At 75.3% G+C, this 14,177-nt stretch carries 14 protein-coding genes; 9 read left to right on the top strand and 5 right to left on the bottom strand.

Features of this window, described 5'->3' with window-relative positions; genetic code table 11:
* Positions 1 to 105: 105 nt before the first annotated feature.
* The gene (locus tag SM418_RS12890) at positions 106 to 585 is read left to right on the top strand and encodes a MarR family winged helix-turn-helix transcriptional regulator (protein ID WP_371942122.1); all 480 of its coding nucleotides are present in this window, start codon (positions 106 to 108) and stop codon (positions 583 to 585) included.
* A gap of 133 nt (positions 586 to 718) precedes the next feature.
* Positions 719 to 1,459, top strand: a complete 741-nt coding sequence (locus SM418_RS12885; protein WP_371942121.1) for a DUF4142 domain-containing protein — start codon at positions 719 to 721, stop codon at positions 1,457 to 1,459.
* Positions 1,460 to 1,480: 21 nt separating this feature from the next.
* Here SM418_RS12885 and SM418_RS12880 read toward each other — a convergent pair whose 3' ends face one another.
* Positions 1,481 to 2,347: an NAD-dependent protein deacetylase gene (locus SM418_RS12880; protein ID WP_371942120.1), complete on the bottom strand. Its 867-nt coding sequence runs from the start codon at positions 2,345 to 2,347 to the stop codon at positions 1,481 to 1,483.
* 188 nt (positions 2,348 to 2,535) lie between these two features.
* On the opposite strand from SM418_RS12880, the gene SM418_RS12875 reads away from it, so the two are divergent.
* Positions 2,536 to 3,849 carry a beta-ketoacyl-[acyl-carrier-protein] synthase family protein gene (locus tag SM418_RS12875; protein ID WP_371942119.1) on the top strand — a complete coding sequence of 438 codons (1,314 nt, stop codon included), beginning with the start codon at positions 2,536 to 2,538 and terminating at the stop codon, positions 3,847 to 3,849.
* Here SM418_RS12875 and pgfA read toward each other — a convergent pair.
* On the bottom strand, positions 3,836 to 4,807 hold the full coding sequence (pgfA, locus tag SM418_RS12870; protein WP_371942118.1) for a cell envelope lipid trafficking protein PgfA: 972 nt from the start codon (positions 4,805 to 4,807) through the stop codon (positions 3,836 to 3,838). The two genes, SM418_RS12875 and pgfA, sit on opposite strands and share 14 nt — an antisense overlap.
* Positions 4,808 to 5,048: 241 nt before the next feature.
* Here pgfA and nirB point away from each other — a divergent pair, with 241 nt between their 5' ends.
* The 6 genes from nirB to SM418_RS12840 all read left to right on the top strand — a co-directional run bounded on the left by nirB (position 5,049) and on the right by SM418_RS12840 (position 10,746).
* On the top strand, positions 5,049 to 7,550 hold the full coding sequence (gene nirB, locus SM418_RS12865; protein ID WP_371942117.1) for a nitrite reductase large subunit NirB: 2,502 nt from the start codon (positions 5,049 to 5,051) through the stop codon (positions 7,548 to 7,550).
* Positions 7,547 to 9,001 (top strand): FAD-dependent oxidoreductase, encoded by a 1,455-nt coding sequence (locus SM418_RS12860; protein WP_371942116.1) that lies wholly within the window; start codon positions 7,547 to 7,549, stop codon positions 8,999 to 9,001. The genes nirB and SM418_RS12860 overlap by 4 nt, the downstream gene beginning before the upstream one ends.
* 102 nt (positions 9,002 to 9,103) lie before the next feature.
* Complete coding sequence (locus SM418_RS12855) at positions 9,104 to 9,379, top strand: hypothetical protein (protein WP_371942115.1); 276 nt, start codon at positions 9,104 to 9,106, stop codon at positions 9,377 to 9,379.
* 3 nt (positions 9,380 to 9,382) lie between these two features.
* A complete protein-coding gene (locus SM418_RS12850; protein WP_371942114.1) occupies positions 9,383 to 9,694 on the top strand; it encodes a DUF2470 domain-containing protein in 312 nt (103 codons plus the stop codon).
* Between the two features lie 47 nt (positions 9,695 to 9,741).
* Entirely contained in the window at positions 9,742 to 10,398 is a 657-nt protein-coding gene (locus SM418_RS12845) for a biliverdin-producing heme oxygenase (protein ID WP_371942113.1), read from the top strand.
* Between the two features lie 162 nt (positions 10,399 to 10,560).
* The gene (locus SM418_RS12840; protein ID WP_371942112.1) at positions 10,561 to 10,746 is read left to right on the top strand and encodes a hypothetical protein; all 186 of its coding nucleotides are present in this window, start codon (positions 10,561 to 10,563) and stop codon (positions 10,744 to 10,746) included.
* A 4-nt stretch (positions 10,747 to 10,750) separates the two neighbouring features.
* Here SM418_RS12840 and SM418_RS12835 read toward each other — a convergent pair whose 3' ends face one another.
* From SM418_RS12835 to SM418_RS12825, 3 genes are all read right to left on the bottom strand, one after another.
* Entirely contained in the window at positions 10,751 to 12,169 is a 1,419-nt protein-coding gene (locus SM418_RS12835) for an RNB domain-containing ribonuclease (protein ID WP_371942111.1), read from the bottom strand.
* Between the two features lie 101 nt (positions 12,170 to 12,270).
* A complete protein-coding gene (locus SM418_RS12830) occupies positions 12,271 to 12,996 on the bottom strand; it encodes a Crp/Fnr family transcriptional regulator (RefSeq protein WP_371942110.1) in 726 nt (241 codons plus the stop codon).
* 235 nt (positions 12,997 to 13,231) lie between these two features.
* Positions 13,232 to 14,155, bottom strand: a complete 924-nt coding sequence (locus SM418_RS12825) for a 5'-3' exonuclease (protein ID WP_371942109.1) — start codon at positions 14,153 to 14,155, stop codon at positions 13,232 to 13,234.
* Positions 14,156 to 14,177: the final 22 nt, after the last annotated feature.

Genomic DNA, 14,177 nt, shown 5'->3' with positions numbered 1-14,177 from the left:
CTCGCCGGCCCGGTCCCGGCGGTGCCGGCGCGGTCCGCCGGACGCAGGCCGGGACGTTCGCGGGCGCGTTGGCGCGCGCGGCGCCCGGCCCTGTAGAAAGTCGTCATGAGCGAGGACGGGGACGCCGGGGTCGACGAGGTCACCTCGGCGATGCTGACCGCGTCCCGGCTGCTGGTGGCGATCTCCGCGCGCTCCCTCGCCGCGGTCGGGGGAGCCGTCACGCCGCCGCAGTTCCGGCTGCTCGTCGTGCTGTCCGCGCAGGGGCCGTCCAAGCTCGTGACGCTCGCGGGCCGGCTGGAGGTCAACCCGTCCACCGCGATGCGGATGGTCGACCGGCTCGCCGCCGCCGGGCTCGTGCGCCGCGAGGCCAGCCCGGAGAGCGGCCGCGAGATCCGCATCCAGGTGACCGCCGCCGGCCGCGGCATCGTCGACGACGTCACCGCCCGCCGCCGCGCCGACATCGCCCGGGTCGTCTCCCGGATGCCGGCCGGGCAGCGGCACGCCCTCGTCGACTCCCTGCGCGCCTTCGCCGAGGCCGGCGGCGAGCCTCCGGTCACCGCCGTGGCCGAGCTCGGCTGGGCCTGACGGAACCGGCCGCCCGCCGCCGCACCCGGCCGCCTCCCGCCGAACCCCGCCGTCGCTTCCGTCGAACCCCCGCCGCCGCGACGCGCGTACTGCTGCCGTGACGCCCCTACCCCGACCGAGAGGCGGTGCCCGGATGCCCCGACCCCGACCGGCCGGCGCGGCCGCCGCGCCGGCGCTGACCGCCGTGCTGCTGGGCGCGGTGCTGCTGGGCGCCGTGCCGCTGAGCGCCTGCCAGCCGGTCGGCCGGCAGGCCGCCGACGGCGCCGCGGTGGCGCCGAAGGCCGGCGACGAGGCCGCCGCCCAGTCCACCGTCACCACCGACTGGGGCCCGCTCGGCCCGGCCGACCGCGACGTCATCGTCCGGGTCCGGCAGGCCGCGCTGTGGGAGATCGCCGTCGCCCGCCAGGCGCAGCGCCGCGCCGCCCGTCCCGCGACCCGCCGCGCCCTGGGCGCGATCGCCCGCGGGCACGTCCGGCTGGACCTGCTGGACCGCCAGGTCGCCGCCCGGCTGAACCTCCCGCTGCCCGACCGGCCCACCCCCGACCAGCAGAGCTGGATGTCGGAGATCACCGGAAAGTCGGGCAACGACTACGACAGGACCGCCGTCGCGCGGATGCGGATGGCGCAGGGCCTGCTCTACGCCGAACTCGGCGCCGTCCGCGCCGGCACCCGCAACACGCTCGTGCGCGAGTTCGCCCAGCGGGCCCAGCCCCTCGTCGACGACCAGATGGGGCGGCTGGAGGCCACCGGGTTCGTCACCGGCGACGTGCTGCCCGACCCGCCCGAGGTGACCGAGCCGCCCCCGCCCGCGCAGCCGGGCGGGCGGGCGGCCCCGGCGCCCGCCGCGACGACGGTGCTGTCCGGGGGAGGATGACGCCCCTGTTCCCTCGCCCTGCTACCTGCCGCCCAGTTCGTCGAGGAGGGCCGTCAGCGCCCCGCCGAGCGGCGCGTCCAGCGTGACCAGGGCGTGCTCGTCGCCGCGCGTCGCGCCCCGGTTCACGATCCCCACCGGGACGCCGTGCCGGGCCGCGTGCCGGACGAACCGGTACCCCGACAGCACCGTCAGCGACGACCCGAGCACCAGCAGCGCGCCCGCGCCCTCGGTCAGCGCGTAGCAGTCCCGGACCCGGGCCGGCGGCACGTTCTCGCCGAAGAAGATCACATCGGGCTTGAGCGGGCCGCCGCACCGCTCGCAGCCCACGATCTGGAAGGTGTCGACGACCGTGCCGGGGAGCACGGCGTCGCCGTCGGGGTTGATCGCGTCCGCGCGCGCCTCGAAGCCGGGATTCGCGGCGTGCAGCCGCGCCTCCAGCCGCCCGCGCGGCGTCCGCTCCCCGCACGACAGGCACACGACCCGGCCCAGCGCCCCGTGCAGCTCGATCACGCCGGCGGCGCCGGCCGACTGCTGCAGCCCGTCGACGTTCTGCGTGATGATCCCCGCGATCAGCCCGCGGCGCTGCAGTTCCGCGACCGCCCGGTGCCCGTCGTTCGGGCGCGCCCGCGCGACGTGCCGCCAGCCGAGATGGCTGCGCGCCCAGTACCGGCGCCGCGCCGCCTCGCTCCCGGTGAACTCCTGGTAGGTCATCGGGTCCGCGCGCCGCCGGCGTCCCGTCTCGCCGCGGTAGTCGGGGATGCCCGACTCGGTGGACAGCCCGGCGCCGCTCAGCACCACCACCTCGCCGTCCGACACGAGGTCCGCCAGCAGCCGCAGCCCCGGCTCCGTGATCCCCGTTCCCGCCGCGTTCTCCACAACCTGCGTCACCCCTCCATGGTGCACGACCGGGACGAGTGAGGGACGAAACGCCTGATACCACCGGGTCGCGTGTCATCCGCGTGACAAAAACGGCCGGGAGAATGTTCCCGGGGTGGCAAGTCCCCGCGAGCGGCGCCGCGCTAGCTTCCGAAACCCCGCTTGTCCTTGCGGGATCCCCCCAGACCGCGAGGTGGCGGATGACCCCTGCACAACGTGCCGGTCAGCACCGATCCGATCAGCACCGATCCGATCAGCGCCGCGCCGACGGGACGCCCCGCGTCGTGGTGACGGGCTTCGGTGTCAAGAGCCCGGCGGGCGGCACGCCGGCGGAGGTGTTCGCGACCGTCCTCTCGGGCAAGTCGCAGGCTGTGCACGTCCCCGAGCTGATGGAGGCCGGGACCGCCGTGTCATTCGGCTGCCCCGCCCAGCCGCTGGACGAGGACCGCTACTTCACCAAGCCCGAGCGGCGCCGCCTCGACCGGATGACCAAGCTCGGCGTGGCCGCCGCCGACGACGCCGTGGCCGACGCCGGGCTCCGGCACGGCGGCGACCCCCGCCTCGATCCCGCCCGGCGCGGCGTCTATGTCGGGACCGCCGCGGCCGGGCTCGCCTCCGCCGTCGCGCTCGGCGGCCATGAGCACGCCGGGACGCTGGACCGGGTGCCGGTCCCCGCCGTCCCGAAGATCATGCCGAACGCGACCGCCGCGAACATCTCCATCCGGCACGCCTGCGAGGGCCCCTGCTTCACCTTCTCCACCGGCTGCGCCAGCGGCGCCACCGCGATCGGCGAGGCCGTCCTCGCCATCCGGGCCGGCCGGATCGACGCCGCCGTCGCCGGCGGCGTCGACGCGATCCTCACCCCGTTCGTGATGGCCGCCTTCGCCCGCATCGGCACGCTCGCCCGCAGGGACCCCGCGCCGCACACGGCGGGCCGCCCGTTCGACGCCGAACGCGACGGGTTCGTCGTCGGGGAGGCCGCCGCGTTCCTCGTCCTGGAGCGCGCCGACCACGCCGCGGCGCGCGGCGCCCGCGTGTACGGGGAGGTCGCCGGCTACGCCTGCGCCGCCGACGCCGCCCACCTCGTCCAGCCCCGCCCGGACGGGGCCGTCGCCGCGCGGTGCATGACCGCCGCGCTGGCCGACGCCGGGCTCGGCCCCTCCCGCATCGGGCACATCAGCGCGCACGCCACCGGCACCCGCGGCAACGACGGCGCCGAGGCGCTCGCGATCGACCGCTGCTTCGGCGACCGCGTCCCGCCCGTCACCGCGACCAAGGGCGTCACCGGGCACATCCTCGGCGCCGGCGGCGCACTGCAGGCGATGGTCGCGCTGCTCAGCGCGGTGGACGGCCTGGTGCCGCCCACCGCCAACTTCACCGCCCCCGACGCCGAGACCGCCCTCATCGACGTCGTGCACGGCGAGCCGCGCACGATCGCGTCCGCCGCGCCCGCGCTGTCGAACTCGTTCGGGTTCGGCGGGCACGACGCGACGCTCGTCCTCACCCCCGCCTGAGCGCCGGCTCCGGCGCCGCGCCGTCCCGCGGGCCGGCCCGCCCGCCGCGCGCGGTGAGCAGCGACCCCGCGGCGGCGAGCAGCGGCCCGGCCCCGCCGAGCGCGAGCGGGACGCCGGTCTCCAGCAGCCGGATCTTCGCGGCGCCGTCGGCGGACCGCGCCCGCAGGGCGTGCCGCGACTCGGGGGTCATCCGCAGGGTCAGGTCCGCCACCACGAGACGCCCGGGCCCCTCCCTGGGACGCAGCGTCGACAGCACCCGCTGCCGCTGGTCGATCGGCGCGCCCGTCCGCGGGTCCACCCAGAACGTGCCCTCGGCCCGGTAGTAGCGGTCCACCGGCACCGCCGGGCCGCCCTTGGCGCGGCCGAGCAGCTCGCCCGGAACGGCCGGCGTCGCGCCGGGCACCCTCGTCTCCGGGATGCGCTCGACGAAGCGGTAGGTGAGGACGCCGCCGACGCGCTCCTCACCGTCGAACGCGACCGGCCAGGTGCGCAGGGTCGCGGGGTCGAACAGCTCCAGGCCCTTCTTGCGGGCCTCCACCGGCCAGAACAGGCCCACCCCGGACTGCGGGACGCTCGCGTCGCCGCCGATCGCCGCGCCGCAGCAGTTGCGCAGCTCACCGGTGCGGCGGTCGAACGCGTACCGCTGCCTCTGGATCTCGATCGTGGTGCCGCGGTCCGCGTCCTGGACGATCGTCGCGGAGTCCCACACGGCGACGCCGTCGTGGGTGGAGCCGGGATCGCCGCGGACGGTGTTGGTCGCCACGATCGTCGCGCCCGTGCGGGGGGTCGTCGCGGTGGCGTCGAAGTAGGAGGCGTTCTCGGCCTTCAGCCGCGTCACCTGGTACACGTCCGCGGGGGCGCCGATCAGCGTGGGGGCGACGTAGAAGCGGGTGAGGACGCCGGCCGCCAGCAGGAACGCGCCGAGCCCGATGAGGGACGCACCGATGATCCGTCGCACTGCCGCCTCCCGGCCCGCAGTCGGAACCGCGATTACGTTCGATCTTTCATCTTTTCCGAGTGTCCCGCACCGCCGTCCCGAAGGAAACGGGCCCGCGCGCGGCGCCGGAACGGCTGTGCCGCCGCACAGCCGGACCGGTCCGGAGCCTGCCTCGGGGACCGCGCCGCGGTGAGGGCCACTTAACGCGCGGGTGACAGAGGGGATCCATCCGGGAAATACGGGCCGCCGAGCATCGGGGTTCATGGGAGCCGACAGCAGACCCGACAAGCGGCTGGTCGTGGCCGGGCACGGACCGGCCGCGCACCGCCTCGTGGAGGCCCTGCGTGCGCGCGACGCCGCCGGGACCTGGACCATCACCGTCATCGGGGAGGAGCCGCGGGCGGCCTACGACCGGGTGGCGCTCACCACGCACCTGGAGGGCGCCGACCTCGCCTACCCGGCGCACGGCGGCGAGGTCGCCGTCCGCCTCGGCGAGCGCGTCACCGGCGTCGACCGCGACGCGCGGACGGTCACCACCTCGGCGGGGCACTCCGTCCCCTACGACGCGCTCGTCCTCGCCACCGGGTCCGCGCCGTTCGTGCCGCCGGTCGAGGGCGCGGACCTGCCCGGCGTGTTCGTCTACCGCACGATCGACGACCTGGACGCCATCCGCGAGTACGCGCGGGGCAGGACGACCGGTGCCGTCGTCGGCGGCGGGCTGCTCGGCCTGGAGGCGGCCCGCGCGATCCAGGGCCTCGGGCTGCGCAGCGGCGTCGTCGAGGTCGCGCCGTGGCTCATGCCGCGCCAGCTGGACGAGGGCGGAGGCGCGATGCTGCGCCGCCACATCGAGGGCCTCGGCATGGCCGTCCACGCCGGCACTCCGATGCGCGCCCTGGAGGCGGGGGAGGACGGCTCCGTCCGCCGCATCGTTCTCGACGGCGGCGAGGCCGTCGATGCCGAGGTCGTCGTGTTCTCCGCCGGCATCCGCCCGCGCGACGAGCTGGCCCGCGGCTGCGGTCTGCCGGTGGGGGAGCGCGGCGGGATCGTGGTGGACGAGACGTGCCGCACCGAGGACCCCGCCATCTGGGCCATCGGCGAGTGCGCCCTCGTGGGCGGCGCCGTCTACGGGCTGGTCGGGCCGTGCTTCTCCATGGCGGAGGTCGTCGCCGACCGGCTCCTGTCGGACGCGAGCACCGCCGTGTTCGAGGGCGCCGACATGTCGACGAAGCTCAAGCTCATGGGCGTCGACGTCGCGAGCTTCGGCGACCCGTTCGCCGGACCCGAGCAGGACGCCCTCGGCGTCACCTACACCGACCCCGTCGCCGGCGTCTACAAGAGGCTCGTCGTCAGCGACGACGCGCAGACCCTCCTCGGCGGCGTCCTCGTCGGCGACGCCGAGTCCTACGGGACGCTGCGCGCCTACGTCGGCGGGAAACTGCCGGGCGCGCCCGAGCAGATGCTGTTCGGCGGAACCGAGGCGGCCGGCGGCGACCTGCCCGGCGCCACCGTCATCTGCTCCTGCAACAACGTCACCGCCGAGGGCATCCGCTGCGCGATCTCCGAGCACTCCCTCACCGACGTGCCGGGCGTGAAGGGCTGCACGAGGGCCGGGACGAGCTGCGGCAGCTGCGTCCCGCTGGTGAAGCGGATCCTGGACGCCGAGCTGACCGCCGCCGGGATCGAGGTCAGCAGGGCGATCTGTGAGCACTTCGACTACAGCCGCGCCGAGCTGTTCGACATCGTCCGGGCCGGGCAGGTCACCAGCTTCACCCAGCTCGTCGAGGAGCACGGGACGGGCCGGGGCTGCGACATCTGCAGGCCCGCCGTCGCCTCCATCCTGGCCAGCCTCGGCAACGGCCACATCCTGGAGGGCGAGCAGGCCGCGCTGCAGGACACCAACGACCACTTCCTGGCGAACCTGCAGAAGAACGGCACCTACTCGGTCGTGCCGCGCGTCCCCGGCGGCGAGATCACCCCCGAGAAGCTCATCGTCATCGGCGAGGTCGCCCGCGACTTCGGCCTCTACACCAAGATCACCGGCGGGCAGCGGATCGACCTGTTCGGCGCCCGCGTCGAGCAGCTCCCCGACATCTGGCGGCGGCTCGTCGACGCCGGGTTCGAGTCCGGCCACGCCTACGGCAAGGCGCTGCGCACGGTGAAGTCGTGCGTCGGATCCACCTGGTGCCGCTACGGCGTCCAGGACTCGGCCGCCATGGCGATCCGCCTCGAACTGCGGTACCGGGGGCTGCGCGCCCCGCACAAGCTCAAGTCGGCCGTGTCCGGCTGCGCCCGCGAGTGCGCCGAGGCGCAGAGCAAGGACTTCGGCGTCATCGCCACCGAGAACGGCTGGAACCTCTACCTCGCCGGGAACGGCGGCATGCGGCCCCGGCACGCCGACCTGTTCGCCACCGACCTCAGCGACGACGAGCTGATCCGCTGCATCGACCGGTTCCTGATGTTCTACATCCGCACCGCCGACCGGCTGCAGCGCACCGCGAGCTGGCTCGAGTCCCTCGACGGGGGGCTGGACTACCTGCGCGAGGTCATCGTGGACGACCGGCTCGGCATCTGCGCCGACCTCGACGCGGCCATGGAACGCCACGTCGCCGCCTACTCCGACGAGTGGCGCGACACCCTCGACGACCCCGAGCGGCTCCGCCGGTTCGTCTCGTTCGTCAACGCGCCCCGCACCCCGGATCCGAGCATCGCCTTCGAGGTCGAGCGCGACCAGATCAAGCCCCTCCCCCTGGAGGTGAAGAGATGACCGTAGTGGTGGTGGGAAACGGCATGGCCGGGTCGCGGTTCGTCGGTGAGCTGCGCGACCGCGACACCGCGACCCCCGTCACGGTGTTCGGGGCCGAGACCCAGCGGCCCTACAACCGGGTGCTGCTGTCGAACGTCCTCGCCGGCGTGACGCGGCCCGACCACATCAGCCTGGTCGACGCCGCCTGGTACGCCTCGCACGGCGTGGACGCCCGCCTCGGCGTCGAGGTCACCCGCATCGACCGGGCCGCGAAGACCGTGCACGCCTCCGACGGGACCGTCACCCCGTACGGGACGCTCGTCCTCGCGACGGGCAGCACCGCGTTCATCCCGCCGATGCCGGGCCTGCGCGACGGGCTGCCCGAGGGCGCCCTCGTGTTCCGCACCCTGGACGACTGCCGCCGCATCACCGAACTGGCCGCGTCTGCGCGCCGCGCGGTCGTCGTCGGCGGCGGGCTCCTCGGCATCGAGGCCGCCCGGGGGCTGATGGGCCGCGGCCTGGACGTGACCGTCCTGCACCTCGCCGGGCACCTCATGGAACGCCAGCTCGACCCCGCCGCAGGCAAGGTCCTGGCCCGCACCCTCGCCGCGCTCGGCATCGGTACGCGCCTCCAGGCCAACGTCGCCGGCCTGCGCACCGAGGGCGGCGCCGTCACCGGCGTCGAACTGGCCCTGCCCGGCGGCGGGACCGAGGTCATCGACACCGACCTCGTCATCCTCTCCTGCGGCGTCCGGCCCGAGGTGACGCTCGCCCGGGACGCCGGCCTGGCGATCGGCCGCGCCGTGATCGTGGACGACGAGCTGCGGTCGGTCACCGACCCGTCCGTCCGCGCCATCGGCGAGTGCTCCGAGCACCGCGACGAGGTGTACGGGCTGGTCGCGCCCGCCTGGGAGCAGGCCGGCGTTCTCGCCGGGCTGCTCGCCGGCACCGACCCCGCCGCCCGCTTCACCGGCGCCCGGCAGATCACCCGGCTCAAGGCCGCCGGGATCGAGCTGGCCTCGATGGGCGAGACGCACTTCGGCGACGACGACGATGACGTCGAGGTCGTCCGGTTCACCGACGCCGCGCGCGGCACCTACAAGAAGGCGGTCATCCGGGACGGGCGGCTGATCGGCGCGATCCTGCTCGGCGAGACCTCCACCGCCGGGACGCTCACCCAGCTCTACGACCGGGCCGCGCCGCTGCCCGCCGAGCGCCTCGGCCTGCTGTTCCCCGGCGCCGGCGGCGCGGCGGAGGCCGCCTCGCCGCTGCGGATGCCGGACGCCGCCACCGTCTGCCAGTGCAACAACGTCAGCAAGGGAGAGATCCGCGCCTGCTGGCAGGCCGGGGCCCGCACCGCCGCCGACGTCGGCCGCGAGACCCGCGCCGGCACCGGCTGCGGCGGCTGCCGGGCCGCCGTCGAGGGCATCGTCGCGTGGCTGGACGACCAGGACACGGTGGACGTCGCCTGATCCGGCGGACGTCGCCTGATCCGGCGGACGTCGCCTGATCGGGCGGACGTCGCCTGATCCGGTGCACGTCGCATGATCCGGCGGGGGGGTAGGCTCCGCCGCATGGCCGTCCACACGCCGGGCGGGGAGGCGTCCATGCTCGACGGACGTCCGCTGATCGACGCCCACGTGCACGCCGCCCGCCTGCCGACCCTGACCCCGGCGTGGCGGCGGTGGGGCGAGGAGTTCGGCTCGTCCCACCCCTGGCAGGACCTCTACGACGCCGGCGGGTCCCTCGTGCCCGAGCGGGTCGAGGCCTACTTCGAGGACGAGGGCGCCGACGCCCTCCAGGTCTACAGAGGCCTGTCCGTTCAGCCATCACCCGCGGGAAAGGACTGACCCATGACCGACGCCGGCCCGTTCACCGAGGACGTCGTGCGGCAGATCATGCGGCACATGAACGACGACCACGCCGCCGACTGCCTCGCGATCTGCCGGGCGCTGGGCGGCCGGCCCGGCGCGACCGCCGCCCGGATGACTGGACTGGACGCCGACGGGATCGAGTTCGCCGTCACCGACGGGGGAGCGGACCGTCCCGTCCGGATCCCGTTCAGCGAGCGGCTCACCGAGCGCGTCCAGGTCCGGCACGAGGTCGTCCGGATGACCGAGGAGGCCCGTGCGGCGGCCGGTGCGGCGCCGCCCCACGGCGGCTGACCGCCGGGACTGGACGTTTCCGACGCCCTGTCGGTAAAGTAGCCGACATGGCGTCGGAAAATGAGACCTTCTCGGCGCGGCTGCGCACCGCGACCTGGGACGACCACGGTGACAACGAGACCTCCGCCTACATGAGCGCGCTCGTCGAGGGCCGTCTCGCCCGCGACGAATACGCCGTCCTGGTCGCGCAGCTCCACCCGGTCTACGACCTGCTGGAGGAGGCCGCCGACCGGATGGCCTCCGATCCCGTCGCCGGCCGCTTCGACCTCCCCGGGCTGCGCCGCCGCGAGGCGCTGGAGGCCGACCTCGGCTACTTCTACGGGCCCCGCTGGCGCGCCCGGATCGAGCCGAACGCCGCCACCGCCCGGTACTGCGACCGGCTGCGCGAAGTGTGCTTCGACTGGCCCGGCGGTTTCGTGGCGCACCACTACACCCGCTACCTGGGCGACCTGTCCGGCGGCCAGTACATCGGCCGCCAGGTCCGGCAGACGCTGGACCTGGCCGCGGGAGACGACGGCGTCCGCTTCTACCGGTTCCCCGGCAAGCCCAAGGGCTACAAGGACCGCTACCGCGAGCTGCTCGACTCCGCGCCGTGGGACGCCGCCGAGCAGGACCGCGTCATCGGCGAGGTCAAGGCCGCCTACCGGCTGAACGCCGCCGTCACCGCCGAACTCGGCGAGCGGCTCCGGCCCAGCGCCGCCTGACCCGTCCCGCCTGACCAGCTGTGCCGTGGCACCCGGGCCGGGTTTTGGTCAGATTTCGGTCGGGCCGAAAAGGGGTCGCGGTTTGCCCGGCGGGCCTGCGGACATCCGGTAGGCAGCCGAGGGGCCCGCGACGGGGCCCCCGACCCCCGACCGGAGGCCGACATGCTCGCGATCGTCGCCGCGATCGTCTTCGTTCTCGCCCTGCTCTTCGACCTGGCCGACGTGTCCTCGGACGCCATCAACAACGGGACGCTGACCGTCCTCGGCCTGCTGCTCATCGCGCTGCACCTCGCCGGCGTCGGGACGTCCACGAACTGGCGGCCCCGCCGCTCCGCCCGCCGCCGCTGAACGATCAGGAGGTACGGGAGAAGCGGACCCGGCGCCGCGCCGGGTCCGCCTCCTCCAGGCGCACCCTGACCTGCTCGCCGAGCGGGAGATCCCCGCCCTCGCAGCGGCCGAACACCGGCGGCGCCACCAGCTGGACCCGCCCGCCCGACCGGTCGCCGTTCACGTCCACGACCACCGCGTCGAAGACGTCCCCGACGTGGTCGCGCAGCAGCAGCGCCTCGACGAGGTCCACGCACGCGTGGTCGACGTCGGCGGCCCGGCGCAGCGCCCGCTGCATCGCCTCGGGCAGCTCCGGCAGCGCCTCCCGCGCCCAGCCCGGCACTGGACGTCCCGCCGCCAGGGCCAGGCACACCTCCGAGGCGTACCGGTCCGCCAGCCGCCGGATCGGCGCGGTGACGTGCGCGTACGGGGCGGCCACGGCGGCGTGCGCGGCCTGCTCGGGCGGCGCGCCGTCGAACGCGGTGTAGCCGGCGCCGCGCATCAGCCCCGCCGCGTCGTGCAGGAACGCGGCGTGCCGGGGCAGGGCCGGGTCGAGGGCGCGGACGATGTCGCCGTAGGAGGCGCCCGCCGGCCAGGCGACGCCGAGCGCGCGGGCCGCGAGCCGCAGCCGCGCCTCCGCCTCGGCGGGCGCGGGCGGCATCGTGCGCAGCAGCCCGATCCCGCCGTCCAGCATCAGCCGGGCCGCCGCCCGCCCGGTCAGCAGCGAGATCTGCGCGTTCCACGCCTCGGTCGCGAGGTCGCCGCGCAGCTTCAGCGCCCAGCCGCCGTCGGCGTGCACGACCTCCTGCTCGGGCAGCGGCAGGCTGACCCCGCCGCGCGCCGCCTCCGCCGCGATGAGCCGCTCGCCGATCTCGCCGAGCAGCGCGATCCGGGGGTCGCCGTCATCGTGCCGGGCGGTCGCGTAGTCGAGCCGGTCCCGGCTGCGGACGAGGGCGCGCCGGACGTCCACGCCGGTGATCAGCCCGGCGTCGTCGATGTCGATCGTCCACGCGACGGCCGGGCGCTCGCGGCCCGGCAGCAGGCTCGCGGTGCCCTCGGACATGCGGCGCGGATGCAGCGGCGAGTTCGCGTCCGGCAGGTAGAGGGTGACGCCGCGGGCGCGGGCCTCGGCGTCCAGCGCGCCGCCGGGCCGCACGAACCCGGCCACGTCCGCGATCGCGTACCGGACGCGGTGCCCGGACCCGCGCCGCTCCAGGTGCATCGCCTGATCCAGGTCCATCGAGCCGGGCGGGTCGAGGGTGAAGAACGGGACGCCGCGCAGGTCGGCGCGGCCGGCCGAGGGCACCGCGGGCCGTGCGGCCTCCGCGAGCACGGCGGGCGGGAACGGGCCGGGCACCGCGAACTCGGCGCGGATCCGGTCCAGCCCCGCACGGACCTCGGCGTCGGCCTCGGCGGTACGCAGTCGCAGGGGTCGGCGCTGCACAGAGTCGAGCGTACGGGACGAACGCCCCGAAGCGATCAGAATCTACAATGTAAAGGCGGGCGGCCGGTCCGATGACCGGTTCGTGGCGGGTTCGGGCGCCTTCAGTCGTCCGGGCTCTCCGCGAACGCCCGCAGCCCCGGCGGATCCAGCACGGTGATCTGCCGCCGGCCGGTGTGCACGAGGCCCGCGTCCCGCAGCACCGCCAGGGCCCGCGCGACCGTCTCCCGGGAGGCGTCCATCCAGCTGCCGAGCTCCTCCTGCGACAGCGGCGGCCCGAGCGTGATCTCGCCGCCGGGGCCCGCCGGGACGTGCCGGGCCGACCGTTCGGCGAGTCCCGCCAGCAGGATCGCCAGCCGCCGCGCGCCCTGCGCCGAGACGTGCGCCCGCAGCCGCCGGCCCGCGTCGTCCAGCCGCCGCACGAACGTCCCGCTGACCAGCATCCACACTCGCGGATGCGCGTCCAGGAAGGCGGTGAACCGCGCCGCCGGCACGAGCAGCGCGCGGACCTCGTCGAGCGCCTGCACGGTCGCCGACCGTTCCCGCCGGCCGAGCACCGCGCTTTCGCACACGAGGTCGCCGGGGCCGCGCACGGCGAGCACCACCGAGTGCCCGGCCGGGCTGGACGAGACGACCTTGGCCCAGCCCGCCTCGATGACGATGATGTGGTCGGAGTCGTCACCCTGGTAGCACAGGGGCGCGCGCGGCCGGTAGGTCCGCGGCCGGCCGGCGTCGCGGAGCGCCGCGCGCTCCCGGCCGTCCAGCGCGTCCCAGAACCCGCCGCCGGGGTCCGCGGCGAGCCCGCCGCGAGAAGTGGTCCGCTCGCTCACGCCACGTCCGTTCCGTCCTGGATCGGGGAACCGGCACCCGCGGCAGATGGGGGGAGTGGGGCGGTGAGGCCCAGTGCCGCGGGTACCGGTCGTCTGCACCATTCCAGGACAACCCGTCACCGACTCGGATGCTGCACGCCGGTGAACGCGCTGTCTGCGTCTTATGACACTTTTGGCGAAAATTGCAGTGAAATCGAGGCGGCGTTTCCCGGTAGAGGGCGCCTCCCACGCCTCCCTAAGTGCGGGAAAGGGCGTTGAGCAGGCGATTGACGGGGCTGCTGAGATTCCACCGGTCGGCCAGCTCGACGAGCGCCTCGGCGTCGCGCGGCCCGGCGGGCAGCCGGTCGTCCAGCAGCGCCAGCTCCGGGGCGTCGATGTCGGTGACGACCCGCACCACCGTCTCGGCGGACGCCAGGTACTCGCGGGCGGCCTCCATCCGCCGCCGGGCGCCCGCCGGGAAACCCGCGTCGGTGCCCGCGTCCAGCGCCGCGAGGATGCCCTCGACCGACCCGAACCGGGTGACGAGTGCCGCGGCCGTCTTGTCCCCGACGCCGGGCACGCCGGGCAGGCCGTCGCTCGGGTCGCCGCGCAGCGTCGCGTAGTCGGCGTAGCCGCGGCCCGGGATGCCGTACTTGGCCGCGACCTCCTTCTCGCCCATGATCTGCAGGTTGCGGATGCCGCGCGCGGTGTAGAGGACGGCGACGGGGCCGCGGTCGTCGACGAGCTGGAACAGGTCGCGGTCGCCGGTCACGATGTCGACCGGCCCGCCGGGCGCGCCGCGCACCGCGAGCGTCCCGATCACGTCGTCGGCCTCGTAGCCGGGGACGCCGGCACGCGCCAGCCCGAACGCGTCCAGCACCGCGTCGATGACCGGGAGCTGCGCCTCCAGCGCGTCCGGGGTCTGGTCGCCGCCGTCCTCGGCCACCCGGTGCGCCTTGTACGACGGCAGCGCGGCGACCCTGAACGCGGGCCGCCAGTCGGCGTCCATGCAGCAGACGAGGCGGTCCGGCGCCCGGTCCTGGACGAGCCGCGCGATCATGTCGATCAGCCCGCGCACCGCGTTCACCGGCGTCCCGTCGGGAGCCGTCACCGACTCGGGCACCCCGTAGAAGGCGCGGAAGTACAGCGACGGCGTGTCCAGCAGCATCAGCCCGCTCATGGGGGACATGCTCCCACGCGGG

Origin of the sequence: Actinomadura chokoriensis (assembly GCF_041463665.1) — a bacterium.
GTDB classification, from domain to species: Bacteria; Actinomycetota; Actinomycetes; order Streptosporangiales; family Streptosporangiaceae; genus Spirillospora; species Spirillospora chokoriensis_A.
Note: the sequence above shows the minus strand (reverse complement) of the source record. Positions and strands in the feature narration are given on the sequence as shown.